This window comes from Roseateles aquae (assembly GCF_032337115.1).
GTDB classification, from domain to species: Bacteria; Pseudomonadota; Gammaproteobacteria; order Burkholderiales; family Burkholderiaceae_C; genus Roseateles_C; species Roseateles_C aquae.
The window spans coordinates 66,735-92,849 of sequence record NZ_JAVXZY010000003.1; the positions used below are offsets into that span (position 1 = coordinate 66,735).

20 protein-coding genes are annotated in these 26,115 nt (G+C 66.6%); 16 read left to right on the forward strand and 4 right to left on the reverse strand.

All coding sequences use genetic code 11. From position 1 onward, the window contains the following. The first annotated feature begins 8 nt into the window (after positions 1 to 8). From RQP53_RS09125 to RQP53_RS09145, 5 genes are all read left to right on the forward strand, one after another. A complete protein-coding gene (locus RQP53_RS09125; protein ID WP_315649985.1) occupies positions 9 to 677 on the forward strand; it encodes a thiol:disulfide interchange protein DsbA/DsbL in 669 nt (222 codons plus the stop codon). A 138-nt stretch (positions 678 to 815) separates the two neighbouring features. Then, positions 816 to 1,436, forward strand: coding sequence for a lipopolysaccharide transport periplasmic protein LptA (gene lptA, locus RQP53_RS09130; protein ID WP_315649986.1), 621 nt, complete (start codon positions 816 to 818; stop codon positions 1,434 to 1,436). Beyond that, positions 1,433 to 2,209: an LPS export ABC transporter ATP-binding protein gene (gene lptB / locus RQP53_RS09135; protein ID WP_315649987.1), complete on the forward strand. Its 777-nt coding sequence runs from the start codon at positions 1,433 to 1,435 to the stop codon at positions 2,207 to 2,209. The genes lptA and lptB overlap by 4 nt, the downstream gene beginning before the upstream one ends. A gap of 12 nt (positions 2,210 to 2,221) precedes the next feature. Continuing rightward, positions 2,222 to 3,733: an RNA polymerase factor sigma-54 gene (locus RQP53_RS09140; protein WP_315649988.1), complete on the forward strand. Its 1,512-nt coding sequence runs from the start codon at positions 2,222 to 2,224 to the stop codon at positions 3,731 to 3,733. A gap of 13 nt (positions 3,734 to 3,746) precedes the next feature. Next, positions 3,747 to 4,700, forward strand: coding sequence for a LysR family transcriptional regulator (locus tag RQP53_RS09145; RefSeq protein WP_315649989.1), 954 nt, complete (start codon positions 3,747 to 3,749; stop codon positions 4,698 to 4,700). Positions 4,701 to 4,715: 15 nt separating this feature from the next. On the opposite strand, the gene RQP53_RS09150 is transcribed toward RQP53_RS09145, so the two are convergent. Beyond that, positions 4,716 to 5,753, reverse strand: coding sequence for an aminoglycoside phosphotransferase family protein (locus RQP53_RS09150; protein WP_315649990.1), 1,038 nt, complete (start codon positions 5,751 to 5,753; stop codon positions 4,716 to 4,718). A gap of 208 nt (positions 5,754 to 5,961) precedes the next feature. Here RQP53_RS09150 and RQP53_RS09155 point away from each other — a divergent pair, with 208 nt between their 5' ends. Genes RQP53_RS09155 through rsmA form a run of 3 tightly spaced genes read left to right on the forward strand, consistent with a single transcriptional unit; the run spans position 5,962 to position 10,445 of the window. Next, positions 5,962 to 8,337, forward strand: coding sequence for an LPS-assembly protein LptD (locus RQP53_RS09155; protein WP_315649991.1), 2,376 nt, complete (start codon positions 5,962 to 5,964; stop codon positions 8,335 to 8,337). 1 nt (position 8,338) lies between these two features. Continuing rightward, positions 8,339 to 9,646 (forward strand): peptidylprolyl isomerase, encoded by a 1,308-nt coding sequence (locus RQP53_RS09160; RefSeq protein WP_315649992.1) that lies wholly within the window; start codon positions 8,339 to 8,341, stop codon positions 9,644 to 9,646. Positions 9,647 to 9,683: 37 nt separating this feature from the next. Next, positions 9,684 to 10,445 (forward strand): 16S rRNA (adenine(1518)-N(6)/adenine(1519)-N(6))-dimethyltransferase RsmA, encoded by a 762-nt coding sequence (gene rsmA / locus RQP53_RS09165; protein ID WP_315649993.1) that lies wholly within the window; start codon positions 9,684 to 9,686, stop codon positions 10,443 to 10,445. A gap of 322 nt (positions 10,446 to 10,767) precedes the next feature. Here rsmA and RQP53_RS09170 read toward each other — a convergent pair whose 3' ends face one another. The 3 genes from RQP53_RS09170 to RQP53_RS09180 all read right to left on the reverse strand — a co-directional run bounded on the left by RQP53_RS09170 (position 10,768) and on the right by RQP53_RS09180 (position 14,294). After that, positions 10,768 to 11,163, reverse strand: a complete 396-nt coding sequence (locus RQP53_RS09170) for a barstar family protein (protein ID WP_315649994.1) — start codon at positions 11,161 to 11,163, stop codon at positions 10,768 to 10,770. A 45-nt stretch (positions 11,164 to 11,208) separates the two neighbouring features. Further along, entirely contained in the window at positions 11,209 to 11,568 is a 360-nt protein-coding gene (locus RQP53_RS09175) for a guanyl-specific ribonuclease (protein ID WP_434064073.1), read from the reverse strand. A 431-nt stretch (positions 11,569 to 11,999) separates the two neighbouring features. After that, complete coding sequence (locus RQP53_RS09180) at positions 12,000 to 14,294, reverse strand: NADP-dependent malic enzyme (protein WP_315649995.1); 2,295 nt, start codon at positions 14,292 to 14,294, stop codon at positions 12,000 to 12,002. Between the two features lie 255 nt (positions 14,295 to 14,549). On the opposite strand from RQP53_RS09180, the gene RQP53_RS09185 reads away from it, so the two are divergent. The 8 genes from RQP53_RS09185 to RQP53_RS09220 all read left to right on the forward strand — a co-directional run bounded on the left by RQP53_RS09185 (position 14,550) and on the right by RQP53_RS09220 (position 26,110). After that, the gene (locus RQP53_RS09185) at positions 14,550 to 16,592 is read left to right on the forward strand and encodes a PAS domain-containing sensor histidine kinase (RefSeq protein WP_315649996.1); all 2,043 of its coding nucleotides are present in this window, start codon (positions 14,550 to 14,552) and stop codon (positions 16,590 to 16,592) included. Then, positions 16,589 to 17,236, forward strand: a complete 648-nt coding sequence (locus RQP53_RS09190) for a response regulator transcription factor (protein ID WP_315649997.1) — start codon at positions 16,589 to 16,591, stop codon at positions 17,234 to 17,236. Before RQP53_RS09185 ends, RQP53_RS09190 begins: the two co-directional genes overlap by 4 nt. Before the next feature lie 44 nt (positions 17,237 to 17,280). Then, positions 17,281 to 18,243: a thiamine-phosphate kinase gene (gene thiL / locus RQP53_RS09195; RefSeq protein ID WP_315649998.1), complete on the forward strand. Its 963-nt coding sequence runs from the start codon at positions 17,281 to 17,283 to the stop codon at positions 18,241 to 18,243. Between the two features lie 5 nt (positions 18,244 to 18,248). Continuing rightward, positions 18,249 to 18,797 carry a phosphatidylglycerophosphatase A family protein gene (locus tag RQP53_RS09200; protein ID WP_315649999.1) on the forward strand — a complete coding sequence of 183 codons (549 nt, stop codon included), beginning with the start codon at positions 18,249 to 18,251 and terminating at the stop codon, positions 18,795 to 18,797. A 2-nt stretch (positions 18,798 to 18,799) separates the two neighbouring features. Then, on the forward strand, positions 18,800 to 19,300 hold the full coding sequence (locus RQP53_RS09205) for a CinA family protein (RefSeq protein WP_315650000.1): 501 nt from the start codon (positions 18,800 to 18,802) through the stop codon (positions 19,298 to 19,300). Further along, the gene (locus RQP53_RS09210; protein ID WP_315650001.1) at positions 19,300 to 20,238 is read left to right on the forward strand and encodes a 2-hydroxyacid dehydrogenase; all 939 of its coding nucleotides are present in this window, start codon (positions 19,300 to 19,302) and stop codon (positions 20,236 to 20,238) included. The genes RQP53_RS09205 and RQP53_RS09210 overlap by 1 nt, the downstream gene beginning before the upstream one ends. 139 nt (positions 20,239 to 20,377) lie before the next feature. Then, the gene (locus RQP53_RS09215; protein ID WP_315650002.1) at positions 20,378 to 23,197 is read left to right on the forward strand and encodes an ATP-binding protein; all 2,820 of its coding nucleotides are present in this window, start codon (positions 20,378 to 20,380) and stop codon (positions 23,195 to 23,197) included. A gap of 132 nt (positions 23,198 to 23,329) precedes the next feature. Then, a complete protein-coding gene (locus tag RQP53_RS09220; protein ID WP_315650004.1) occupies positions 23,330 to 26,110 on the forward strand; it encodes an ATP-binding protein in 2,781 nt (926 codons plus the stop codon). Positions 26,111 to 26,115 lie beyond the last annotated feature (5 nt).

The following is a 26,115-nucleotide window of genomic DNA, read 5'->3' on the forward strand; positions in this document are numbered from 1 at the left end:
GAATGAGCATGAAGCGTCGTGAGTTCTCGGCCCAGCTGGGCCTGTCCACCCTGGGTCTGCTGGCGGCGTCCGGTGGCGCGCAGGCGCAAGGAGGCTTTGTTGAAGGCCAGCATTACCAGCGCCTGGGCCAGCCGCTGCCGAGCACGCCGGGCAAGATCGAGGTCGTCGAGTTCTTCTGGTACGGCTGCCCGCACTGCTTTGCCTTTGAGCCGGAGATCTCGGCTTGGGCCAAACAGCTGCCGGCCGACGTCAGCTTCCGCCAGGTGCATGTCAGCTTCCGCGCCAATGTGGCCTTCCACCAGAAGGTGTTTTTTGCGCTGGAAGCGATGGGCAAGGAAGCGCAGGTTCACACCGCCATCTTTGACGCCATCCATCGCTACGGCCAGAGCCTGGACGATGTGAAGACCGTGGCCGGCTTTGTCGCCAAGCTCGGCGTGGACCCGGCCAAGTTCGAAGAAAGCTTCAACTCCTTTACTGTGAACACGAAGTGCATGCAGGCCAAGAAGCTGTCGGAAGACTACCGGATCGACGGTGTGCCGGCACTGGGCGTGGCGGGCCGTTTCTTGACCTCGCCGGCGATGTCCTCGGCCGGCCTGCGCATCAGCGAAGTTGAATCCGGCAAGCGCGCGCTGCAGGTGGTCGACACGCTGATTCAGCGCATTCGCAAGGGCGGCTGATCGCCGGGCAGGGCGCCAGCCGGATCGGGGAAAGGCGCCCTTCTTCACATGGCAATGGAAGATGGTGGCGTGGCCCCCTGTTCGGCGGGTCTCGCCGGCACTTTGGCATGGCAGAATGGCCTGCAAGAACTGTGCCGTATGAAATCCAACCAGACCCTTCTCCCCACGCTAGCGCTGCTGGCCTGCCTGTTGCTGGCCATGCCGGCGCATGCCGAGCGCGCTGATGCGCAGAAGCCGCTCAACATCAGCTCCGACAAGGGCGGGCGGGTCGATGTGGTCAAGCAGCGTACCGAGTTCAACGGCAACGTCATCCTCAGCAAGGGCACCATGCTGCTGAAGGCCGAACGGCTGGATGTCCGCGAGGCCAGTGACGGCTTCTTCCAGGCCTACGCCAGCGGCGAGGCGGGCAAGCCGGTCAGCTTCCGTCAGGCCCGAGATGTTCCAGGTGAGGCCATCGAGGGCCATGCCGAACAGCTCGAGTACGACACCCGCTCCGACACCATCCGCTTTGTTGGCAATGCGGTCGTGCGCCGCACGCGCAGCGGAGCGGTGGCCGATGAAGTCACCGGCGCCGTCATCCTCTACGACAACCGCACCGAGGTGTTCAGCGTCGAGGGCGGCCAGACCTCGCCGCACCCGAACGGCCGGGTGCGCGTGGTGCTGATGCCGCGTGGCGCCTCGGCGCCCGAGGCCGCGGCCAGCGCACCGCCGCTGACGCTGCAGCCCAGCACCGTGCTGCAGCCGCGCAAGCCCTCATGAACAGCCAGGTGCCAGCGCTGGAGGCGGGCGCGCGCAGCCGCCTGGAGGCCGAGGGCCTGCAGAAGCACTACGGCATGCGCCGCGTCGTCAAGGACGTGCACCTGGATGTGCACAGCGGCGAGGTGGTCGGCCTCTTGGGCCCGAATGGCGCCGGCAAGACGACCAGCTTCTACATGATCGTCGGGCTGGTGCGTGCCGATGCCGGCGAGATCCGCATCGATGGTCAGCCGGTGCAGCGCCTGCCTATTCACCAGCGTGCGCGGCTCGGCCTGAGCTATCTGCCGCAGGAAGCGTCGATCTTTCGCAAGCTCAATGTCGAGGAAAACATCCGCGCCGTGCTGGAGCTGCAGCTCGATGAGCAGGGCCGGGCCTGGCCCAATGCCCGTGTCGATGAGGCGCTGGAACAGCTGCTGCAGGACCTCAGCATCGAGAAGCTGCGCGACAGCCCGGCGCCGGCCTTGTCAGGCGGTGAACGTCGGCGTGTCGAGATCGCCCGTGCACTGGCCACGCAGCCGCGCTTCATCCTGCTGGACGAGCCCTTTGCCGGTGTCGACCCGATCGCGGTGCTGGAGATCCAGCGCATCATCGGTTTCCTGAAGGCGCGCGGCATCGGCGTGCTGATCACCGATCACAACGTCCGCGAGACGCTGGGCATTTGCGACCGCGCCTACATCATCAGCGAGGGCACGGTGTTGGCCGAAGGCCGGCCGGCCGAGATCGTCGACAACCCCGATGTGCGCAAGGTCTACCTGGGCGAACACTTCCGCATGTAGGCGGCTCGGACGATGAAGCCCTCACTGCAGGTACGCCTTTCCCAGCATCTGTCGCTGACGCCGCAGCTGCAACAGTCGATCCGCCTGCTGCAGCTCTCCACGCTGGAGCTGCATCAGGAAGTCGAGCAGATGCTGGCGCAGAACCCGCTGCTGGAGACCGACGAGGAATTCGCCGAGGCGCCGCAGCTGGAGCCGGCCGAGCGCTTGTCGGCCAGTCAGCGCGACGAGGCGGCCAGCAGCGCCGAGGCGGCCGGCGATGGCGAGGCGGTGGCCGAGATCCGTGCCGATGACTTCGGCACGACCGAGCGCGAAGACTGGGAAAACGGCACCGAGGGCGACGACTTCGACGGCATCCGCGAACTGCCCAGCAACAGCGGCGGTACTGCGCCCGATGACGACAGCGATTACAGCGACCGTGAATCGGCCGAGATCAGCCTGCAGGAGCATCTGAACGCGCAGATGGCCGGCATGGGCTTGAGCGACGAGGACCGTGCGGCGCTGCATGTGCTGATCGAATCGTTGAACGAGGATGGCTATCTCGAAGACAGCCTGGAAGAGATTGCGGCGGCGCTGTCGGCTGGCGCCGAGGCTGAGCAGGCCGAGGAGCTGCTCAGCCTGCTGCGCTGCGCACTGAAGTGGCTGCAGAGCATGGAGCCCGCTGGTGTGGGCGCCCGCGATCTTTCGGAATGCCTGGTCTTGCAGCTGCGGGCGCTGCCGCGCAGCCAGGCCCAGGTGGTCGCCATCCTGATCTGCAAGCAGCATCTGGAGCTGCTGGCCAAGCGTGACAGCCGCAAGCTGATGGCCCTGACCGGCGCCGACGAGGCGCTGCTGCGCGAGGCGCAGGCGCTGATCGGGCGGCTGGAGCCCAAGCCGGGCCGCCGCTTCGCGCGCAATGTGGCGCAGGCGGTGGTGCCCGATGTGATCGTGCAGAAGGCCGGCCGCGGCTTTCGGGTGATGATCAATCCGGATGTGGCGCCCAAGCTGCGCATCAACGAGCTCTATGCCCAGGCGCTGCGCGCCACCCGCGGTGGTGTCAGCAATTCGCCGCTGGGCACGCAGTTGCAGGAGGCGCGCTGGTTCATCAAGAATATCCAGCAGCGCTTTGACACCATATTGCGCGTCTCCGAGGCCATCGTCGATCGTCAGCGCGGTTTCTTTACCCATGGCGAGCTGGCGATGAAACCGCTGGTGCTGCGCGAGATTGCCGATGAGCTCGGCTTGCATGAATCGACGATTTCGCGGGTGACCACGGCCAAGTACATGGCCACGCCCTGGGGTACGTTCGAGCTGAAGTATTTCTTTGGCTCGGGCCTGAATACCGAGTCGGGCGGCAATGCATCCAGCACGGCGGTGCGGGCCTTGATCAAGCAGTTCGTCGCGGCCGAGGACGCCAAGAAGCCGCTGTCGGACAGCCAGCTCTCGAGCATGCTGGAAGAGCAGGGCATCCAGGTGGCGCGGCGCACGGTGGCCAAGTACCGCGAGGCGCTGAAGATCGCGCCGGCCAATCTGCGCAAGACGATCTGAAGGGAGCCTTCTGATGGACCAGCTGCGGGCCATGCGCACCTTTGCGCGAGTGATTGACGAGGGCAGTTTTGCTGGCGCCGCCCGCGCGCTGGATCTGGCGCCAGCGGTTGTGACCCGTTTGGTCGCGGAGCTGGAAGAGCATCTGGGAGCGCGGCTGCTCAATCGCACGACACGCAAGCTGGCCCTGACCGATGTCGGCGAAGCCTACCTGGAGCGGGCGCGGCGCATCATTGCCGATGTCGAGGAGGCCGAGGCCTTGGCGTCGGCGTCAACCAATGACCCGCGCGGCCATCTGCGCGTGCTGGTGCCACCCGCCATTGCCGTGCATCAGCTCTCCAAGCACCTGCCGCGCTTTCGCCAGCAGTACCCGCACATCACCCTCGAGCTGCATGCGCCGGGTCCGGTGGCGACGATGGACGAGGCCTTCGACATCACCATCCTCAGTTCTCGCCACCCGCTCGAAGGCGACTTCGTGGCCCGGCGTCTGGCGCGTACCGAGGTCATCATGTGCGCCTCGCCAGACTACCTGGATCGATGCGGGCGCCCGGCGCACCCACGAGACCTCAGGGGGCATGACTCGATCCGGCCCTCGATCCCCGAGTTGCAGCGCGGCATCGTCTTTGTTCGTGGCGGACTGGGCGAAGGCACGGTTCACGAGACCTTCAGCGGTGTGCCCGATCGGGCGGTGTTGAGCACCTCATCGATCGACACCAATTACGCGGCGACCTTGCATGGCCTGGGCATCGCCGGCCTGCCGACCTTTGTGATCGGCGACGCGCTGCTGGAAGGGGCGCTGGAGCGCGTGCTACCGGAGTGGCGCCTGTTCAGCTTCACGATCTGGGCCACGATGCCGACCCGCAAGTTCATGCCGGCGCGAACGCGCGCCTTCCTGGAGTTTTTGCTGCAGGTCTTTGGCGGCGAAGACCACGACCCCTGGCTCTTGGCGGCTGGTTGTGTGACGCGCTGAATGCGCGCTCGCGCTTCAGCGCAGATTGAAGCCGGTCTGCACCAGCGAGCCGCGCAGCTTCTCCAGCAGCCGGGTCAGTGGCGAGAGTTCGATATAGCGGGTGCTGACCTTGATTGCGTAGGCGAAGAAGCGCGGCAGGTCCTCCGCATAGCGGGGCTTGCCATCGCGGTGCTTGAGCCGGCAGTAGATGCCCAGCACCTTCAGATGGCGCTGCAGGCCGGTCCATTCGAGCTGGCGCCAGAACTCACCGAAATCGTCGCCCACCGGCAGGCCCAGCTTGCGCGCCTGCTCCCAGTAGCGAATCGCCCAGTCCAGCTCGCGTTCCTCATCCCAGGAGATGAAGGCATCGCGCAGCAGCGAGACCAGGTCGTAGCTGATCGGGCCGCAGACGGCATCCTGGAAGTCGAGGATGCCGGGACCATCGGCGCAGACCATCAGATTGCGCGGCATGAAGTCGCGGTGCATGGCCAGCTGAGGCTGACTCAGCATGTTTGTCACCAGCAGATCGCAGGTGCGCTGCCACCACTGCAGCTCGACACCGTCCCAGCGCTGGCCGTGCTCGCGCTCGACACACCAGTCGATGAAGATCTGCAGCTCACGGCGCACAAAGGCCTCGTCGTAGACCGGCAACTGGGACGCATCGGCGCGCGACTGCCACTGCAGCAGCGCCGCGATGGCGGCGCGCATCAGCCGGTCGGCCTCGACCGGGCTGGCCTGCTGCAAGGCCTGCAGATAGGTCTGCCGGCCAAGGTCCTCAATCAGGGCAAAACCCTGTTCGGCGTCGGCGGCCAGCACGGCTGGCGCATGCAAATCGCAGGCCTGCAGCTGCGCGGCGACGGCAAGAAAGGGCTTGAGCTGATTGGGCTGCGCCGGGTCGTCCATGATGATGCGACTGCCCTGCTCGGACTGGCAGCGCAGATAGCGGCGCGAGCTGGCGTCGTTATTGGCCAGCTCAAGGCTGCTGGCGTCAAGTCCGTGCAGATTGACCAGGCTGCTGAACCAAGTCTGGAAGCGGGCGGCGCGAGCCGGGTCGGCCCATTCGATGGCGGTCATATCAGCCTATGTGGGTTGGCAGGCCAGGCGTCCCTTGGCAGGGCGGGCGCTATGCGGATCGTGATGGCCCATGGCCTCATGGATAATGAATTCTACAAAGCGCCAGTCCGTCCCGGGCCCTGGTGCCCGAACCCGCTCCGACGCCGTGCCGCGCCCCACACTCCCTTCTTACTCATTGCCCCGTCCTGCTGCTGTGCGATTGACGCTGTTGGCTGCACTCTTGGGCGCAGCGTTGGGCGCCGAGGCGCAGCTTGGCGGCCCGCCAACAGACAGTGTGGCGCAGAAGCTGCGGCCTACTCGCCAGCTGTCGCTCACACGTCGCCAGGGTGAGCAGGCCGCGATGATCATCAGTGCCGAGCACCTGAGCAGCCGAGTCGATCAGGAAACCGAGGCCAGTGGCCAGGCGGAACTGCGGATGGGGGATACCCTGTTGCGTGCCGAGCGCCTGCGTTATGTTCCCGCCCGTGATCTGGCCAGCGCCGAGGGTGGGGTCGAGATCAGCCGCAACGGCAACACCGTGCGTGGCCCCAGCCTTCAGCTCTTTGTTGAGCGATTTGAGGGGGAACTGCTCCAGCCGAACTACTTCTTCGCCCAGACCGGTGGCTCGGGCCATGCGACACGGTTGCGTTTTCTCGGCGAGTCTCGTTTGCTGGCCGAGCAGGCGACGTACTCGACTTGCCCGGTCGACGAGCAAGAGACGCAGCCGGCCTGGCAGCTCAAGGCCAGCAGCCTGCGCATGGACTTCGAGGCCAATGAAGGCGTGGCCAAGGACGCGGTGCTGCAGTTCTATGGCGTGCCCATCCTGGCCACGTCCGAGCTTAGCTTTCCTTTGGGCGACGCTCGCAAGTCCGGGCTGCTGCCGATCAATATCGGCACGTCCAGCCGGAGCGGCTTGGAAATCGGCATGCCCTACTACTGGAATATTGCGCCGCAGCGGGACGCAACCTTCATGCCGTTTTGGATGACCGGCCGAGGCTATGGCGTCGACAGCGAGTTCCGCTACCTTGAGCCCAGCCATGAGGGGCAATTCAATCTGGCCTGGCTGGCACATGACCGTGTGGTCGGGCGCAGCCGCTGGGATTTGAGTGTTGAACACCGTGGCAGCCTTGGTGAGCGCTGGCATTACGAGTTTCAGGCGGAGCGAGTCTCCGATGACGACTACTGGAAAGACCTCAGCAATCGGGTCAAGTCCAAGACGCCGCGGCTTTTGTCGAGCAATCTGAACCTGGGGCGCGAGGACAGCTACAGCTGGGGTGATGCGCAGTGGTACGCCCGCGTGCAGCGCTGGCAGGCGCTGGAGGGCTCGGTGCTTGAGGATCAGTTCATCTCGCCCTATCAGCGCTCGCCGCAGCTTGGGCTGCGCCTGAACAGCCGTGCCGACGATCTTGTGCTGGGGGGCTTCCGGCCCTGGGGGCGGCGCACCCGCCTGGAGGGGGGCATGGAGCTGGAGTACAACCGCTTTGATCTGCCTGGCGGCATGCTCACACGGCAACCGACGGCTGCGCAATCAGGCGCCGTCGATCCCACCGGCCAGCGTCTGCATTTGCTGGCGCACCTAAGCCTGCCCATGGGCAGTGCGGCGTGGTGGCTGATTCCACGCTTGTCGGTCAATGCGGCGAGCTATCGATTGGACCAGCCCGTCTTCGATGGCCGTTACACAGCCGCGCGCAGCATTCCGACCTTCAGCCTCGATCACGGTTGGGTATTCGAGCGCACAACGAGCCTGTTCGGCCAGTCCATGCTGCAAAGCCTGGAGCCTCGGGCGCTCTATGTGAATACGCCGTACCGCGCGCAGAACAGCTTCCCGATGTTCGATACCGCGGCCAAGGACTTCAACTTTGATTCGATCTACGCCGAGAACCAGTTTTCCGGCGTCGATCGTGTCTCCGATGCCCATCAACTGACGCTGGGCGCGACCTCGCGCTGGCTGAATGCGAACAGCGGCGAAGAGTTGCTGCGTCTGGGCATGGTGCAGCGCATGCTGCTGCGCGACCAGAGCATCACGGCAGACGGACAACCATCAACGCAGCGGGTTTCCGATCTGCTGCTGCTGGGAAGCGCCCACCTGAACTCGCATTGGTGGACCGATGCTGCGATCGAATACAACCCGCAGAGCCGTCGTACCGTTCGTTCCTTGCTGGCCGCCCGCTATTCGCCGGGGCCGTTCCGTACCATCAGCGTTGATTACCGCCTGGCGCGTGGGCAGAGCGAGCAGGTCGGCGTGGCATGGCAATGGCCGCTGTTCGGTGCAGCGGCGCGGCCGGATCGACGCGGCAGCAGTTCGGCCTCCTGCTCCGGCGCCTGGTACACGGCCGGTCGCTTACAGTACAGCCTGCTGGACAGGCGCTTGGCCGATTCGGTGCTGGGTGTCGAATACGATGCAGGATGCTGGATTCTGCGCGTTGGCGCTGAACGTACCTCGACCGGCCGCTTTGAATCCAATACACGGGCCTTGTTGCAGATCGAGTTCGTCGGACTGGCTGCACTGGGTCCGAATGCGCTGCGGACCTTGAAAGACAATATCCCCGGTTATCGTCCGCTGAGCTCTGACCGCTCGGCAAGCTCAAATGCCTCTTATGACTGATATGTCGATTCGTTGCCTGACCCTGGCCTGTGTGGCCCTCCTGTCGAGCTTTGCTGCGCAGGCACAGAACAAGGCCAGCCAACTGCGCCCCGGCGACCACATCGCCGTGGTCGTGAATCAGGACGTGGTTGCCGCCAGTGAAATTGCCCAGCGTACCGACCGACTGCGCGAAGAGGCCAAGCGCCGTGGCGAGGCGCTTCCCGATGTCGAGGCACTGCGCAAGCAGGCGCTGGAAGCGCTGATTGAGGACCGCGTCATCGTCACCTATGCGCGCGAAACCGGCACCAAGGTCGACGAGCCTGAGCTGGATCGGGTGGTGGCCAACGTCGCGGCCCAGAACAAGTTCACGATGGAACAGCTGCGCGAACGACTCAAGGCCGATGGCATGGACTTCCGCCAGTTCCGCGACAACCTGCGCGACCAGTTGCTGACCGAGCGGGTGCGCGAGCGCGAGGTGCAGGGACGCATCCGTATTACCGACGGCGAGATCGACAAGTTTCTGGCTGAACGCGAGGCGCAGGCCGCCAGCAATCCGGAGCTGAACATTGCGCAGGTGCTGGTGCCGGTGGCAGAGGGCTCGACGGCGTCAATGATTGCCGAGCGCCAGGCTCGCGCAGAGGCAGCATTGGCCCGCGTCAAAGGCGGTGAGGACTTCGCCAAGGTCGCACGTGAGATCTCCGAAGACGGCAACCGTGAACGCGGCGGCGAAATCGGCCTGCGTCCCGCCGACCGTCTGCCAGACGCCTTTGTCGATGGCGTCCGCGAGCTGAAATCCGGCGAATTGCGTGCCACGGTGTTGCGCACGCCGGTTGGTTTTCATGTGCTCAAGCTGATTGAACGCAAGGTTGGCGGGGCGAGCAACAAGGCCGTGCAGACCCATTCGCGGCACGTGCTCTTGCGACCGTCTGCGCAATTGACGGCAGAGACGGCAGCACGGCGCCTCGTCGAGTTCAAGCGGGCGATCGAAACTGGCAAGGCCAAGTTCGAGGATATTGCCCGTGCCAACTCGGAGGACGGTTCCGCGGAGGCCGGGGGCGATCTTGGCTGGGTGGCGCCCGGCGCCTTCGTGCCCGAGTTCGAACAGGCCATGAATGCACTACCGCTGGGCGGTATCTCCGGCCCGGTGATGTCGCGTTACGGCATGCACCTGATCCAGGTGCTGGAGCGCCGTGAGGTCGAGATCGATCCCAAGCAGCTGCGCGAGCAGGCACGCAATTCGCTGCGCGAGCGCAAGTACGACGAAGCCTACAGCGAATGGGTCAAGGACCTGCGCGCCCGCGCCTTCGTGGAACTGCGCGAATGGCAATGACCGTGTTGATCGCGGGCCGGCGCGAGGAGACGCGCTGATGGCTCATATCGCCCGCAAGCGCTTTGGCCAGCATTTCCTCACCGATGCGGCCATGATCGACGCCATCATCGACGCCATCGCGCCTGCCGCTGGCGATGCAATGGTCGAGATCGGGCCTGGACTGGGCGCGATGACGCTGCCGCTGCTGGCGCGCCTGCAACCGCTGACCGTCATCGAGCTGGACCGCGATCTTGCTGCCAAGCTGCGCAAGCGCGAGGGCTTGCAGGTGATCGAGTCCGATGTGCTGAAGGTCAACTTCGCAGCCCTGGCGGCCGAACGCGCTCAGCGCTTGCGCGTGGTCGGCAATCTGCCCTACAACATATCAACGCCGATCCTGTTTCATCTGCTGGGCTTTGTCGAGCACGTGGTCGACCAGCATTTCATGCTGCAGAAAGAGGTCGTCGAGCGCATGGCAGCATCGCCCGGCAGCAAGGATTACGGCCGGCTGTCCGTGATGCTGCAATGGCGCTACCAGATCGAATCGGTGCTCGATGTGCCGCCGGAGTGCTTTGATCCGCCGCCGCGGGTCGATTCGGCCATCGTGAGGATGATTCCGCATGCCTTGCCACCTGCGGTTGATGCTGCCTTGCTCGGCGAACTGGTGGCATCGGCGTTTTCACAGCGCCGCAAGCTGCTGAGGCACAGCCTGGGTGTCTGGTTGAGCCAGCGCGGCTACCAGGGCAGTTTCGATTTGCAGCGCCGTGCCGAGGAAGTACCGGTCGGCGAATTTGTCGCCCTGGCGCTTGAAGTTCGGACGTAAGAAGCCACTCGAGTCAGATGCCTCGGTGCTCGCGTTGCTGCTCATCGGGCAAAAAGAAACCCGCCTGCATTGCAAGGCGGGTTTCTTTTTTCGCTTGGCGTGAGGATGCAGCGGAGCTGCTCAGCCGGCGGCCTCTCCTGAAGGGAGGCTGCCGCTCAAGCGGCGTTCAGCCACATCGCCGTGTCGAACGCGCTACTCATCATTGGCATATTCATGCCGAAATTTGCATTGGCCGCTGCTTTGGAATTCTTTGCAGCAGGCTTTTCAGCAACCGGGGCCACCTCAGCAGCCCGCTCCCATGACCCGTTTTCTTGGGAGCGGGCTACTGAAAAGAATAGAAACACCGGAACTGGATTTTTCTATCGCTCCAGTAATCTGCGGCGTCTCGGAACACGTCCAGCAACTGCTCGCGGGCCTCGCGGTCAAAGCGCAGGTTGTCGGGCAATTGTTCCAGCACGACCACAAAGCCGGGCTGGGCGCCGGACTTGTGGACCAGATCGGTCATGCAATCGTAGAGCGCGTCAAGGTTCTTGCCGAAATGGGCAGGAAACAGGAAAGACTGCGCAATACCCTCCAATACCTCTGGCTTGGACTGCGCGTCCGACAGATTGGCATAGAGAAAATGGTGCCCGGCCTCTTGCGCGGCTTGCATCAAGTCCTCTACCCGGTAGGCCCGTATGGCCTGCACGATATTGGGACGGACGGTCTGCAAAAGCATGGTCGCGTTCCTCCTAGATGGTCACAGAACTCTTGTCACCGCCACTCACTGCAGCACTTGCTTGAAGCTGGCGTAGTGGTTGTCGGTGTAGTAACAAACCTCAGGCTTCACGGGTGGCTCGCCACCGCATACCAGGCGTCGGGCGCCGCGATTGCGGGCACCAGGCGTTCTGACGGTATATTCGCGGTAGTAGCCTCGGGCCTTGCGCGGCAGCGCCTGTTCCCGGTTGCCGAACACCGTGCCGTCCTTGCTGTGCGGGAAAGGCCCGCCGGCGAGGATGAGGCGATGGGTGTTTTGGGCTTCGCGGGGCAGGGCCGACAAGGCCACCGTTTCCAGCTCTGCGGTCGGCTGTGGCGCCGGTTTCCTGGCTGCCACCTGGCTCGCTGGAGCCAGCATCGCAAGCATTGCGAGCGCTGTTCCCCACCGGCGCCAAGATGGCCACAGCGGTGACCTCTCAAGCAAAATCACGGGTTTACCCTGAATCCTGAAGGCATGATGGTACCGAAGCCGCCTGAAAAGCTCAAGCCAAGGCCATTCATCTGAGCGTCACATTCAGACTTGTTAGTGTGCGCACACAACTCTGCATCGTGAGATTTCAGGCCATTGCAGGGTGCGCTAAGAGCTCCGGTGAGCCATTACAAACTTTTGTAATCCGAGCGCGGCCAGGCCTGCTATTCGCACCAAGACGGTGCAAAGGACCAGGTTTTTCAAGCACGGGAGTGGCTGTGCCGACGGTTGCCAGCCGGTCGCTGGGCGGCACGATAGCTGCCCTTCAAGCCCCTCCAGCAGCCTGAAAAAATGGCCGGGTGGCGGGTGCTGCCCCGCCTACCCATGAATCAACGCGCGGCGTTGGCGTCGGCGACGGTCAGGGCCGTCATATTGACGATGCGGCGCACGGTGGCCGATGGCGTCAGCACATGCACCGGCTTGGCGGCCCCCAGCAGCACCGGGCCGATGGCGATGCCGCCTCCGGCCGCCGTCTTCAGCAGGTTGTAGCTGATGTTGGCCGCGTCGATATTCGGCATCACCAGCAGATTGGCCTCGCCACTGAGGGTCGAGCGCGGCATCAGCTGGCCGCGGTAATTGGCGTCCAGCGCGGTGTCGCCGTGCATTTCGCCGTCGACTTCGAGCCAGGGTGCCGATTGCTGGATCAGCGCCAGCGCCTCGCGCATCTTCAGCGCCGAGGGGTTGTTGCTGGAACCGAAGTTGCTGTGCGAGAGCAGGGCGGCCTTGGGGCGGATGCCAAAGCGCATCAGTTCCTCGGCGGCCATGATGGTGATCTCGGCCAGTTGCTCCGCCGTCGGGTCGTAGTTGACGTGGGTATCGACCAGGAAGACCTGGCGGCCCGGCAGGATCAGCCCGTTCATGCAGGCAAAGGTCTTGACGCCGGGGCGCTTGCCAATCACCTGGTCGATGTACTGCAGGTGCATGGAGGTGGTGCTCCAGGTGCCGCAAAGCATGCCGTCGACCTCGCCCTTGTGCAGCATCATGCAGCCGATCAGCGTCAGCCGGCGGCGCATCTCGATCTTGGCGAGCTGCGCCGTCACGCCCTTGCGCTCGGTCATCTGGTGATAGGTCTGCCAGTAATCGCGGTAGCGGTGGTCCTGCTCGACGTTGACGACGTCGTAATCCCGCCCTTCCTGCAGGCGCAGGCCGAAGCGTTCGCAGCGCTCGGCAATCACGCCGGGGCGGCCGATCAGCGTCGGCCGTGCCAGGCCCTCGTCGATGACGACCTGCACGGCGCGCAGGATGCGTTCTTCCTCACCCTCGGCGTAGGCCACGCGCTTGTTCTTGGCCCGCTTGGCGACGTTGAAGATCGGCTTCATCGTCGTGCCCGAGGCATAGACAAAGCTCTGCAGCTTTTCGCGGTAGGCATCGAAGTCTTCGATCGGTGCCTGGGCCACGCCCGAGGCGGCGGCGGCACGCGCCACGGCCGGCGCGATCATCATCATCAGCCGCGGGTCGAAGGGCTTGGGAATCAGGTACTCGGGGCCGAAGCTCAGGTTCGCACCGGCGTAGGCGGCGGCGACGACCTCGCTCTGCTCGGCCTGGGCCAGCTCGGCAATCGCGTGGACGGCGGCAATCTCCATCTCATCGGTGATCGTCGTCGCGCGGCAGTCCAGCGCGCCGCGGAAGATGTAGGGGAAGCACAGGACGTTGTTGACCTGGTTCGGATAGTCGGTGCGGCCGGTGGCCATCACCGCATCGTCACGCACCGCCTTGACTTCCTCGGGCAGGATCTCCGGCGTTGGATTGGCCAGCGCGAAGATCAGCGGCTTGGCGGCCATCGTGGCCACCATATCGGGCTTGAGCACGCCGCCGGCCGACAGGCCGAGGAAGACATCGGCGTCCTTGATCGCCTCGCGCAGGCTGCGGGCCTCGGTCTTCTGCGCGAACTGGGCCTTGTCGGGGTCCATCAGCTCGGTGCGGCCTTCATAGACGACGCCGGCCAGATCCGTCACCCAGATGTTCTCGCGCGGCAGGCCCAGCTTGAGCAAGAGGCTGAGGCAGGCCAGCGCGGCAGCACCGGCGCCGGAGGTGACCAGCTTGACCTGCTTGATGTCCTTGCCCAGCACCTTCAGGCCGTTGATCAGCGCCGCGCCGACGACGATGGCCGTGCCGTGCTGGTCGTCGTGGAAGACAGGGATCTTCATCCGCTCGCGCAGCTGGCGCTCGACGTAGAAGCAGTCCGGCGCCTTGATGTCTTCGAGGTTGATGCCGCCAAAGGTGGGCTCCAGCGCCGCGATGATGTCGACCAGCTTGTCGAGATCGCGCTCCTGGATCTCCAGGTCGAACACATCGATGCCGGCGAACTTCTTGAACAGCACGCCCTTGCCTTCCATCACCGGCTTGGAGGCCAGGGGGCCGATATCGCCCAGACCCAGCACGGCCGTGCCATTGGTGACCACGGCGACCAGATTGCCGCGCGAGGTGTAGCGGAAGGCATTGGCCGGATCTTCAACGATCTCCTCGCAGGCGGCCGCCACGCCGGGTGAATAGGCCAGCGCCAGGTCGCGCTGATTGACCAGCTGCTTGGTCGGCGTCACGGCGATCTTGCCCGGCGTCGGGAACTCGTGATATTCGAGTGCGGCTTGGCGCAGCTGAGCGCGTTTCAGTTCGACTTTAGACATGGCTTGATCTCGTGGCGGGCCCGCGGGTGGCCGGCGATTGTAGGAGTCGGATCCGCCGCCTCACTGACAAGGCGATGCCGATCCTGCATCGACAGTATGCAACCTGCAGTGTGAGCCTTTTTGCTGGCGCGCGGGTACGCGAAACTGCGCATCGTCAGTCGGAACAGGGCGCCGCATACTGTGCCGGCCGTGATGCCGCTCCCGATCCCCATTCCTCCCAGCCCGGCGCCAGGCGTCAGGCGCTGGCGTCGGGCGTTGCTGTGGAGCACCTTGGTGGGCCTCTTGCTGGTGGCGCAGACGCTGCTGGTGATGCTGACCTTGAGCTACGAAGCGGCGCGCGCGCAGGAGCAAGTCGACCAGGTCGCCGCCGAAGTGGCTGCGCGGGCCAAGCAGCTCGGCGGGCGCGAGCTGCAGGGCGTGCAGGCGCTGATGTGGGAGGACCATCGCGACCCGCGCTGGCGCCTCGACGCCATCGAACTGATGCGGCAAAGCCGGGCACTGCTGCGGGTTGAGTTTCGCGACGCGCAGCGCGAGGTGCAGGCGGCCGCCGACTCGCCGTTCAGGGCGCCGTTGTTCGGCCAGATCGCCCGCGATCAGTTGCAGCCGGAAACTGAGCTGGCCTGTGCGGCGGCGCTGCGCCATGGCGCGCAGATTTTTTCGCGCAGCTATTTCGTGCCCATCACCGATGGCGATGGGCTGGAGGTCGTGGACCTCTGCCTGCCGCAGCTGCGTGGCGGTGAGGCCACGGCCTTCGTCGTGGCCACGCTGGGGCTGCGCCAGCTGCTGGAGGAGTCGGTCAGCCCGGAGCAGGCGCGCGCGCATGAGCTCAGCTTTGTCGAGGGTGATGGCACGCGGCTGGCCCGCGCCGGCCTGACGCGCGGTGCCGGCTACTACGTGGCCGAGCGGGTGCTCGATCTGCCGGGGCTGACGCTGCAACTGCGCGTCGACAGTGCCGCCGGCAGCCCGCGGCTGATTCCCAACCTGGCCACGGCGCTCGTGCTGGGCCTGTCGCTGGGGCTGTTCGGCGTCGTCATCCTGCTGGCCCGTGATGGCCGGCGCCGGGCCGAGGCCGAACGCGCGCTGGCCGAGGCCTTGGCCTTTCGCCAGGCCATGGAGAACTCGCTGATCACCGGCCTGCGTGCCCGCGATCTGGCCGGCACCATCACCTATGTCAACCCGGCCTTCTGCGCCATGGTCGGCTTCAAGCCCGAGGAACTGCTGCGCCTGCAGCCCGGGCCTGATGGCGAGCCGGGCACGCCGCCCTACTGGCCGCCCGAGTTTGTTGACGAGTACCGGCGCCGTCATCGTGACCGCAGCAGCCGCTGGCAGGCCGATATCAACGGCGGCGGGCAGGACCCGCGGCAGGGCTTCGAGACCGTCTTCATGCGCAAGAACGGCGAGCGCTTTCCGGTGCTGATCTTCGAGGCGCCGCTGCTCAACGCCCAGGGCCAGCAGACCGGCTGGATGAGCGCGGTGCTCGATGTCAGCGCGCAGCGCCGGGTCGAGGAGCTGTCGCGCCAGCAGCAAGAGCGGCTGCAGGCCACGGCCCGGCTGGCCACCGTCGGCGAAATGGCCTCGCTGCTCAGCCATGAGCTGAACCAGCCCTTGGCGGCCATCGCCAGCTATGCCACCGCCTCGCTGAACCTGCTGACCCGCGAACCCGACGACGAGCAGACGCCGGCCATGGTGCGCCAGGCCGTCACCCGCATCGCCCAGCAGGCCGAGCGCGCCGGGCGGGTGATCAGGAGCGTGCACGACTTTGTGCGCCGCCGCGAGCATCAGCGCGAGCTGATTGGCGTCGATGAGCTGTTTGAGGCCGTGCTGCCCCTGGTGCGCCTGCAGGCGCGCAAGAGCGGCACCCGCATCGAGGTGCAGCTGCCCAGTCCGGTGCCGCGGGTGCGCTGTGATCGCACCATGGTCGAACAGGTGCTGCTCAACCTCAGCCGCAACGGCATCCAGGCCATGGACGGCGCCACGCCGCTGGCCGAGCGGGTGCTGCTGCTCAGCGCGCGCAGCCTGGCCTCGCGCTGGGTCAGCATCGCCGTGCGCGACCAGGGGCCAGGTCTTGACCCTGGCGTCGGCGCCCAGCTGTTCACGCCCTTCTTCACCACCCGCAGCGAGGGCATGGGCCTGGGTCTGAGCCTGTGCCGCACCGTCGTCGAGCAGCATGGCGGCGCGATCGACTTCGACAGCTGCAACGAGAGCAGCGCACAGCGACACAGCGGCTGCGAGTTCCGCTTCAGCCTGCCTGGCGAAGGGCAGAATCCCGGTCATCCCGAAGGAGTGCCGCCGGCATGACGAGCAACAAGCTGCCCATGGTCTATCTGGTTGACGACGAAGAGGTCGTCCGCGATGCGCTGGGTTGGCTCTTGCGCTCGCGCCGCCTGCTGTCCGAGGCCTATGACAGCGCCGAGGCCTTCGAGGCCATGTTGCAGGGCCTGCCCTACGACGGCCAGGGCTGGCCCTCGGCACCGAGCTGTGTGCTGCTCGATGTGCGGATGCCGGGCATGAGCGGCCTGGCGCTGTTCGAACGCCTGAGTGCCTTGGGCCTGGCGCGCACGCTGCCGGTGATCTTTCTGACCGGCCATGGCGATGTGCCGACGGCGGTGGCGGCGGTCAAGCGCGGTGCCTTCGATTTCGTCGAGAAGCCCTTCTCGGACAACGCCCTGGTTGATCGCATCGAGGAGGCGCTGGCCGCCAGTGCCGCCGCCATCGGTGCGCGCGGCCTGCAGGGCCAGCTGGCGCAGCGGCTGGCCGAGCTGACCGAGCGCGAGCGTGAGGTGATGCAGCTGGTGGTGCAGGGCCTGCCCAACAAGCTGATCGCCGATCAGCTGAACATCAGCGTGCGCACCGTGGAGGTCCACCGCGCGCGGGTGTTCGAGAAGATGAGCGTCAAGTCGGCGGTCGAGTTGTCCAATCTGCTGCGCGATCCGGCCGGCTGAGGCGGGCTGGCCCGGCGGTGGCCAGCGCGGGTGACAATCAGCGCATGGGTGAATTCGATCTGATCAAGCGTTTTTTTGAGCGCGAGCGCAGCACGCAGGTCGGCGTGGCGCTGGGCATCGGCGACGACTGCGCCGTGCTGCAGCCAGCGGCTGGGCAGCAGTGGCTGGTGTCGACCGATATGCTGGTCGAAGGCCGGCACTTCCTCAGCACCGTGGCCCCCGAGCTGCTGGGCCACAAGGCGCTGGCCGTCAACTTGAGCGATCTGGCCGCCTGCGGCGCGACGCCGCGCGCCTTCACGCTGGCGCTGGCGCTGCCGCGCGCTGACGAAGCTTTCCTGGCCGGCTTTGCCCGCGGCCTGTTCGCGCTGGCCGATGCCCATGGCATTGCCCTGGTCGGCGGCGACACCACGGCCGGCCCGCTGAACATCTGCGTCACGGTGATGGGCGAATGCCCGCAGGGCCAGGCCTTGCTGCGCAGTGGCGCGCGGCCCGGCGACGACATCTACATCAGCGGCTGCCTCGGCGACGCGCGGCTGGCGCTGGAGCAGTTCCGCGGCACGCTGAGCCTGCCCGGCGAGGACTTCGCGCAGGTCCGCCTGGCGATGGAGCGGCCCGAACCGCGGGTAGCGCTGGGCCAGGCCTTGCGCGGCATCGCCAGCAGCGCCATCGATGTGTCCGACGGCCTGGCCGGCGATCTCGGCCATGTGCTGGTGCGCTCGGGTGTAGGCGCCGAGCTGGACTTCGAGCGCCTGCCGCGCAGTCGCTGGCTGGCTGCGCAGCCCGCGGCCGTGCAGCAGCTCTGCCTGCTCAGCGGCGGCGATGACTACGAACTGGTGTTCACGGCGCCGGCCGCGCAGCGCGAGGCGGTGCTGGCGGCCGCACAGGCCAGTGGTACGGCGGTCAGCCGCGTCGGCCACATCAGCGCCGAGGCGGGCTTGCGCGTGCTCGACGGCAGCGGCGAAAAGATGGCCTTGCAGCTGCAATCCTTTGACCATTTCAAGGCATGAGCGCGATGGACGAGGCTCTGAGGCAAGACCTGGCCCCGCGTCGGCCGACGGCGCGTTTCATGCTCAGCCATCCGGCGCACTGGCTGGCGCTGGGTTTTGGCAGCGGGCTGTCGCCCAAGGCGCCCGGCACGGTCGGCAGCTTGTGGGGCTGGCTGGCGTTTCTACTGCTCAACCGCTGGCTCGACGCGGCGCAGTGGGGCGCGCTGATCGCGGCCGGCACGCTGCTGGGCGTCTGGGCCTGTACGCGCACCGCCCAGCATTTGCGCGTCGCCGATCCGGGCGCCATCGTCTGGGACGAGATCGTCGCGATCTGGCTGGTGCTGTGGCTTTACATGCCAGCGGGGCTGCTGGGCCAGACCCTGGCCTTTGGGCTGTTCCGTTTCTTCGACGCGGCAAAACCTGGCCCCGTCGGCTGGGCCGATCGCTTGTTCAAGCTGCGCCCCGGTGAGACGATAGGCTGGCGCCAGGGCCTGGGCATTCTGATCGACGATTTCGTTGCCGCCGGCTGCACGCTGCTGGTGCTGGCCCTGGCCCGTCATTTCCTTGGAGTCTGAACATGCTGCTGCCTGACGAATATGAGCTGATCGACCGTATCGCCCTGGCCCTGATCCAGCGCCGCGAACGCATGGGCACGGCCGAGTCCTGCACCGGCGGCATGATTGCCGCGGCCTGCACCAGCCTGGCCGGCTCCAGCCAGTGGTTCGAGCGCGGCGTGGTCAGCTACAGCGATCAGTCGAAGAACGAGTTGCTGGGCGTACCGGCGGCCTTGATCGGCCTGCATGGCTCGGTCAGTGCGCCGGTGGCCGAGCACATGGCGCGCGGCCTGCTGGCCCATGCGCCGATCGACTGGGCGCTGGCCGTCACCGGCATTGCCGGGCCCAGCGGCGGCAGCGATGCCAAGCCGGTCGGCACGGTCTGGCTGGCCCTGCTGCATGCCGGCCAGCCGGTCAAGGTCTGGAAGGAATTGTTTGCCGGCGACCGCCATGAGGTCCGTCGCGCCACCGTGCGCGCCGGCTTGACCGCGTTGTGCGAGGCCTTGGAAGACAAGGACGCTTGATGGCCTTGTTATTGACGGGGCAATGGGGCGCTGCCGAGGCGGCGCGTTGGTTGCAAGTGCTGCAGCAGGCGATGCCGGCTGAGCAGTGGCTGATCGATGCGCCGCGCGATGCGGCCGAGGCGGCGGCGATCGAGATGGCGGTGGTCGCCAATCCACCGCCAGGGCGGCTGCAGGGCCTGCCCAATCTGCGGTTGATCCAGTCGCTCTGGGCCGGGGTCGATCGGCTGCTGGCCGACCCCACGCTGCCGGCTGGGGTGCCACTGGCGCGCATGGTCGACCCCGCGATGAACGAGGCAATGGCGCAGACGGCGCTGTGGGCCGTGCTGGCCTTGCATCGCGGCTTTTTTGACGTACAGGCGCAGCAGGCCCAGCGGCTGTGGCGCCAGCCGGCACAGTGCAGGGCCGCCGAATGGCGGGTACTGGTGCTGGGCCTGGGCGAACTGGGCGGGCGTGTCGCCGCGGCACTGCTCAGCCAGGGCTATACGGTCGAGGGCTGGAGTCGTTCGCCGCGCCAGGTGCCCGGTGTGCAGTGCTGCAGCGGGGCTGAGCTGGTCGGCGCGCTGGCCCGGGCGGACACGGTGATCAATCTGCTGCCGCTGACCGATCAGACGCGCGGCTTTTTCGATGCCCAGCGCCTGGCGCTGTTCAAGCCCGGTGCCAGCCTGATCAATCTGGCCCGTGGCGCCCATGTCATCGACGCTGATCTGCTCGCCGCGCTGGACGCCGGGCAGCTGCGCCGCGCGGTGCTCGATGTCTTCCATCAGGAACCGCTGGCGGCCGAGCACCCGTTCTGGAGTCATGCTGGCGTGACCGTATTGCCGCACACCGCGGCGCAGACCGACCCCCGCAGCGCGGCGGCCGTGGTGGCGGCCAATCTGCAGGCCCTACGCGCCGGCCGGCCGCTGGCGCACCGGGTGGAAGCCGTCCGCGGCTACTGAGCGTTGTGCTAAGCCGCAGGGAATGCGGCATTTTCGCGCGGCGATGGCGTCTATCGCACACCCTGAGGCGGCCCAGCCCTATCCAGAACGGCCTGCGCTGCGCTAGCCTTGCAGGGGTGTGGCAGGTCATGGAGCTGGAATGGCGGATGCAGGCGAGACGCTCGAGCTGTTTGCGAGCGAGGAAGCGGTTCAGGCGGCAGAGCGCCGGCTGAGCCAAGCCCAGGGCGCGGAGCTCTGGCTGCTGCGTGCCTGGCTGGCCTGGGCGCTGCGCCAGCGCGACAGCCAGCGCGCCGATGGCCTGGCCGCCTGCCTGCTCGAGGAACTGGCCGGGCCGGATCAGGCCGTGGCCGATGTGCCGCCAGCCCGGCGTGAGCCAACGCGCGCCAGGCTCTTGCTGGTGCGTGCCGAGGCGGCCTTGCTTCAGCTCGATATGGACCGGGCCGATCAGCTGCTCCAACAGGCCCTGCAGCTGATGCAGTCTCAACAGGACTGGTGCGGCTGTGCCGACGCCCACTGGCTTGGCTACTACCTGGCCGCCGACCGCGGCGATAGCGATGGCTTGATGAGCGCGCTGGAGACTGCCATCGTCTTTGCCCGTCAGGCCGGCGACGCCAGCCGGGTGCTGGTTTTCCAGGCGACCTTGGCGCGGGCCCAGGTGTTTCGCGATGTGGCCGTGGCCGAGCGCAAATGGGGCAGCGCGCTGCCACCGCTCAGCGCTGGCTTGCCGCCGGCCGAGATGGCGGCGGTGGCTGATTTTCGCGGCCTCTTGGCTGCCCTCTCGGCCGACTATGTACCGTCCATCCGCGCCTTCGCCCAGGCCTACGAGGCGGCACTGCAGACGGGGCAGCTGCGCCGGGCAATCTCGCTGGCGACCAATCTGGGCTTCGCTCACACGACGATGAGCGACTTCCAGACCGCGATGGAATGGCTGCGTCGCGGTCTGGAGCTGGCCCGTTCAGCGCGGTGGCCGGCCTTGATCAGCCTGTGTCTGGCCCATACCGGCGAGGCGCTGCGGCGCCTGGGGCAGGCCAACGATGCGCGTGATCTCCTGCACGAGTGCCTGCAACTGCAGCAGCAGCAGCCCGACGCGCGCACGACGATGCTGGCGCTGAAGTTTCTGGCCCAGACCGAGCTCGATGCCGGCCGCCCGGCCGATGCGCAACTGGCCTTCGAAACCCTGGCCCAGCGGGCGCGATCGGCATCGGCGCTGGATCTGGAGATCGATGCCGGACTTGGCCGGGCGCGGGCGCTGCTGCTCCAGGCTCAGTTTGAGCCGGCGCGCCAGGTTGCCGCCCAGGTGCTGGCCCAGGCCGGCGAGCAGCACGAGCGCGGCACCGTCGTCGAGGCGCTGTGGGTGCTGGCCGATATCGAACATGCGGCCAATGGCGACACCCAGGTCGCCCAGCATTGCTATCGCCAGGCGCTGCGTCACGCCGACAAGATCGAAGGCTACCAGCCGCCCATCGCGCTGCTCGATGCCTGCGCGCGCTGCGAGGCGGCGCGCGGTGATTTCGAGCCGGCCTATCGCTGCGCCGCACGTGCCAGCGAGTTGCGCCAGCGCAGCTACAGCGAGGAAACCCAGCGCCGCTCGAGCGCGCTGCAGGCCCATCACCAGGTCGAGCGCGCGCGCGCCGAAAGCGAGCATCTGCGCCGCCTGGCCGAGTCGGAGGCGGCGCGCTTCGAAGCGCTCAAGGGTGCCCACGAGGCCCTGCTGCACCTCGGTGCAATCGGCCAGGAGATCACCGCCGAACTTGATGCCGACCGCGTCTTCGAGGTGCTGGAGCGCCATGTGCATGCGATGCTGCACACCGCCAGCATGTCCATCTACCTGTTGGACGACAGCGGCCAGCAGCTGCTGTGCGCCTTTGGCATGGAGGGCGGCGAGAGCTTTGTCGATCCGCCCATCGACGCGCTGAACTCGAACAGCTACTGCGCCCGCAGCGTGCGTGAGCGGCGTGAGTTCACGCTGGGCGCCCAACACCCGCCCGATCTGCGTCATCACATCCCCGGCACCGCGGTGATGAACAGCGTAATGGTGGCACCGCTGATCGTCGCCGAACGGGTGATCGGCGTGATGACGGTGCAGTCGCCCAAAGGCGATGCCTATGGCGAGCGCGAGCAGCTGATCTTTCGCAACCTCTGCTCCTACGGCGCGATCGCGCTGGACAACGCCCGGGCCTATCTGCGCCTGGGCGAGTTGCAGCGCCATGTGATGGCACAGGAAAAGCTGGCCGCGCTGGGCGCCATGGTGGCCGGCGTGGCGCATGAGCTGAACACGCCGATCGGCAACAGCCTGCTGGTGGCCAGCACCTTGCTCGGCAGTGCCCGCGATTTCGAGCAGCGCGTGGCCCGCCAGGCCTTGCGCCGTGCCGATTGGCAGCAGTTTGCCGGCCGCTCGCGCGAGGGCCTGGAAGTGATCGAGCGCAGCATGGAGGCAGCGGCCTCGCTGGTGCGCAGCTTCAAGCAGGTGGCCGTCGATCGCAGCGCCGAGCAGCGCCGCGATTTCCTGCTGCATGAGCTGTGCGAGCAGTATGTGCAGACCATGGGCCTGATGCTGCGCCGCGCCGGCATTGGCGTGCGCATGGAGGTGCCACCGGCGCTCAGCATGCAGGGCTACCCGGGTTCGCTGGGACAGGTGCTGGTGATCCTGCTGAACAACGCCATGGTGCATGGTTTCGAGGGGCGCAGTGGCGGCACGATAGAAATCGGTGCTCTGCCGCGCGGGCCGGAGCATGTGCAGCTCTGGGTGGCTGACGACGGCGTGGGCATGACGCCGGCCGTGCTGGCGCGCATCTTCGAGCCCTTCTTCAGCACCAAGTTCGGCCAGGGTGGCAGCGGGCTGGGCTTGAGCATCTGTCACAACATTGTCGAATCGCTGCTCGGCGGCAGCATTCGTGTCAGCAGCGAACCGGGCCTGGGTTGCCGCTTCACGCTGGAACTGCCGATGCGTTCGCCGTGAGTGGCGGGCTGCGGCCGTGACTTTGTTGCGAAATCTGCGAATCCGCACAAGTCTTGGCGCAGCGGACGCGGCGCTGCCACTGGCTTGGCGTAGGCTGGCAGGCAGCGCCATTTGTCCAGGGAGTGTCGCGCCGTGCAGTTAGCGCATCTGACCTTCCATTCGAGCCAGGCCGAGCTTCAGCAACTTGAGCAGCAAGTGTTGGAGCAGGCGCCGTCTCCCATCGACCGCCTGGCCCTGGCCTGGGCCTTGCGGCAGAGCGACGAGGCACGCTCGGTCGCGCTGCTGGATGGCTTGCAGCACGAGGTGATTGGTGGCCCCGAATCGGCCGCCCTGTCTTGCCGCCTGCGCCTGCTGCAAGGCGAACGCGCGCTGCATCGCGGCCAACTGCTGGAGTTGGAGGAGTTGCTGCCGTCCTTGCTGCGCGATTGCGCGGTCATCGGCGACCACGAAGCGCTGGCCGATGCGCACTGGCTGGCCGCCGGCTGGCAGAGCCAGCAGGGCGACTTTGCCGGTGTCGAGCGGGCGCTGCGTGCGGCCATCGAGGCCGCCGACCTGCTGGCTGACCCACTGCGCATGCAGTTCTTCCGGGCCGAGCTGGCTCGTGCCTCGGCCTTTCAGAACAATGTCGAGGCCGAGCGCGAGTGGGCGGGCAAGTTGCCGGTTTACAGCGAGGCGCTGCACCCGGCCGTGGCGGCGGCCTTGGCCGACTACGACGGCGTGCTCGCCGCGCTGCGGGCCGACTACGGGCCCTGCATCAGCTGGTTTTCGCGCAGCTTCGAGGCCTCAATGGCTTCGGGGCAGCTGCGCCGGGCGGTCACGCTGGCCAGCAACCTGGGCTACAACCACGGCAATATGAGCCAGTACGAGCCGGCCCTGGAATGGCTGCAGCGCGGGCTGGAGCTGGCGCGGCGGTCCGGCTGGGCGCCCTTAACCGGCGGCTGCCTGATGCATCTTGGCGATGTGTTGCGCCAGCTGGGCCAGCTTGATGCGGCGCGCGAACGCTTGCACGAGGCGCTGGAACTGCTGGCTGGCCTGCCGCAGGCGCGTACAACGGCCGTGAGTCTGAACATGCTGGCGCGCACCGAGTTGGAGTGCGGGCACTTCGAGCTGGCGCTGCAGGCCTATGAACGGATGCAGCGCCTGCCCAGCGCAGCGGCGGCAGACCTGCGCGTGATCGCAGGCACTGGGCAGGCCCGCGCCTTGCTGGGCTTGCGGCGCCTGCGCGAAGCGCGACTGGCCATCGAGGCAGCGTTGGTGCTGTCGCGCCAGCAGGGCAATCGCAATTACGAGATCGAGGCGATCTGGGCCCTGGCCGATATCGAGCAGGCGCTGGCGCCGACGGCACCGGATGCGCTGAGCTGGTACGAGGCCGCCTTGGCGCAGGCCCGCCAGATCAGTGCCTACCAGCCACAGGCTGCACTGCTGGAGTCAGCCTCGGCGGCCTATGCCGCCCATGGCCTATACGAACGTGCCTATGCCCTGGCCCATCAGGCCAGCGCGGTGCGCCAGGCCAATTTCAGCCAGGAGACGGCACGGCGCATGACCGGCATGCAGGCCCAGCACCAGATCGAACGCACCCGCGCCGAGAACGAGCATCTGCGTCGCGTGGCTGAATTGGAGACGGCTCGCTACGAGCTGCTCAAGGGCAATCACGAGCTGATGCTGCATCTCAGCGCGATCAGCCAGGAGATCACCACCGAGCTGGACGCCGAGCGGATATACGAAGTCTTGGAGCGCCATGTCCACACCATGCTGGATGCGCAGAGCGTGGCCATCTACATGCTGTCTGAAACCGGCGAGCAGCTGGAATGCGCCTATGGCGTCGAGGCCGGCGAGCGCTTTGTCGATCCGGCGATTGCGCTGAACGACACCGCCAGCTATTGCGCGCGCTGTCTGCGCGAGCGGCGCGAGTTCGTCATCAACACCGGAACGGCGGCCGAGCCGGTGCCGCAAATCCCCGGTACCACCGCCATGCTCAGCATGATGTTCGTGCCGCTGCAGATCAGCGAGCGGGTGATCGGTGTGATGACGGTGCAGAGTGAGCGCGCCGCCGCCTATGGCGAACGCGAGCAGCTGATCTTTCGCATGCTCTGCTCCTACGGCGCCATCGCGCTGGAGAACGCCCGCGCCCACCTGCGCCTGACCGAGTTGCAGCGCCATGTGATGTCGCAGGAGAAGCTGGCCGCGCTGGGCTCGATGGTGGCTGGCGTCGCCCATGAGCTGAACACGCCGATCGGCAACAGCCTGCTGGTGGCTTCAACGCTCTTGCATGCCACCCGCGATTTCGCCCGCCGCTTCGAGCAACAGCAGGCCATGCGCCGCGGCGATCTGGGCGCCTTCATCAAGCAGGCGCAGGAGGGCCTGGAGGTGATTGAGCACAGCATGGACAACGCCGGCAGCCTGGTGCGCAGTTTCAAGCAGGTGGCCGTCGATCGCAGCGCCGAGCACCGCCGCCTGTTCAAGCTGGCCGAGGTCTGCGAGGACTGCGCGCAGACCCTGGGCGTGGCCTTCCGCAAGGCCCGAGTCAAGCTGGAGCTTCAGCTGGAGCCTGAGCTGGCGCTGGAGTCCTACCCCGGCGCGCTGACGCAGATCATCGTCATCCTGCTCAACAACGCGCTGCTGCATGCCTTTGAAGGGCGCGAGGGGGGCTGTGTGCGGGTCGGTTCGCGCAGCGGCGAAGGCGAGCGGGTGCTGCTCTGGATAGAGGACGATGGCCTTGGCATGTCAGCGGCGGTGCGGCGTCGCGTCTTCGAGCCCTTCTTCACCACCAAGTTCGGCCAGGGCGGCAGCGGCCTGGGTCTGAGCATTGCCCACAACACCGTCGAGGGCCTGCTGGGCGGCAGTCTCAGCGTGGACAGCGAGCCCGGCCTGGGTAGCCGCTTCACCTTGGAGTTACCGCGCGTCGCGCCCTGAGCGCG

Excerpts from the sequence above, each read along its gene's own strand:
- RQP53_RS09170 (WP_315649994.1), bottom strand. The coding sequence starts at position 11,163 with ATGCTTTTGCAGACCGTCCGTCCCAATATCGTGCAGGCCATACGGGCC.
- RQP53_RS09140 (WP_315649988.1), top strand. The coding sequence starts at position 2,222 with ATGAAGCCCTCACTGCAGGTACGCCTTTCCCAGCATCTGTCGCTGACG.
- RQP53_RS09205 (WP_315650000.1), top strand. The coding sequence starts at position 18,800 with ATGCTGCTGCCTGACGAATATGAGCTGATCGACCGTATCGCCCTGGCC.
- lptB (WP_315649987.1), top strand. The coding sequence starts at position 1,433 with ATGAACAGCCAGGTGCCAGCGCTGGAGGCGGGCGCGCGCAGCCGCCTG.
- RQP53_RS09180 (WP_315649995.1), bottom strand. The coding sequence starts at position 14,294 with ATGTCTAAAGTCGAACTGAAACGCGCTCAGCTGCGCCAAGCCGCACTC.
- RQP53_RS09145 (WP_315649989.1), top strand. The coding sequence starts at position 3,747 with ATGGACCAGCTGCGGGCCATGCGCACCTTTGCGCGAGTGATTGACGAG.
- RQP53_RS09175 (WP_434064073.1), bottom strand. The coding sequence starts at position 11,568 with ATGCTTGCGATGCTGGCTCCAGCGAGCCAGGTGGCAGCCAGGAAACCG.
- RQP53_RS09125 (WP_315649985.1), top strand. The coding sequence starts at position 9 with ATGAAGCGTCGTGAGTTCTCGGCCCAGCTGGGCCTGTCCACCCTGGGT.
- lptA (WP_315649986.1), top strand. The coding sequence starts at position 816 with ATGAAATCCAACCAGACCCTTCTCCCCACGCTAGCGCTGCTGGCCTGC.
- RQP53_RS09210 (WP_315650001.1), top strand. The coding sequence starts at position 19,300 with ATGGCCTTGTTATTGACGGGGCAATGGGGCGCTGCCGAGGCGGCGCGT.
- RQP53_RS09190 (WP_315649997.1), top strand. The coding sequence starts at position 16,589 with ATGACGAGCAACAAGCTGCCCATGGTCTATCTGGTTGACGACGAAGAG.
- RQP53_RS09200 (WP_315649999.1), top strand. The coding sequence starts at position 18,249 with ATGGACGAGGCTCTGAGGCAAGACCTGGCCCCGCGTCGGCCGACGGCG.
- RQP53_RS09215 (WP_315650002.1), top strand. The coding sequence starts at position 20,378 with ATGGCGGATGCAGGCGAGACGCTCGAGCTGTTTGCGAGCGAGGAAGCG.
- RQP53_RS09150 (WP_315649990.1), bottom strand. The coding sequence starts at position 5,753 with ATGACCGCCATCGAATGGGCCGACCCGGCTCGCGCCGCCCGCTTCCAG.
- RQP53_RS09160 (WP_315649992.1), top strand. The coding sequence starts at position 8,339 with ATGTCGATTCGTTGCCTGACCCTGGCCTGTGTGGCCCTCCTGTCGAGC.
- rsmA (WP_315649993.1), top strand. The coding sequence starts at position 9,684 with ATGGCTCATATCGCCCGCAAGCGCTTTGGCCAGCATTTCCTCACCGAT.
- thiL (WP_315649998.1), top strand. The coding sequence starts at position 17,281 with ATGGGTGAATTCGATCTGATCAAGCGTTTTTTTGAGCGCGAGCGCAGC.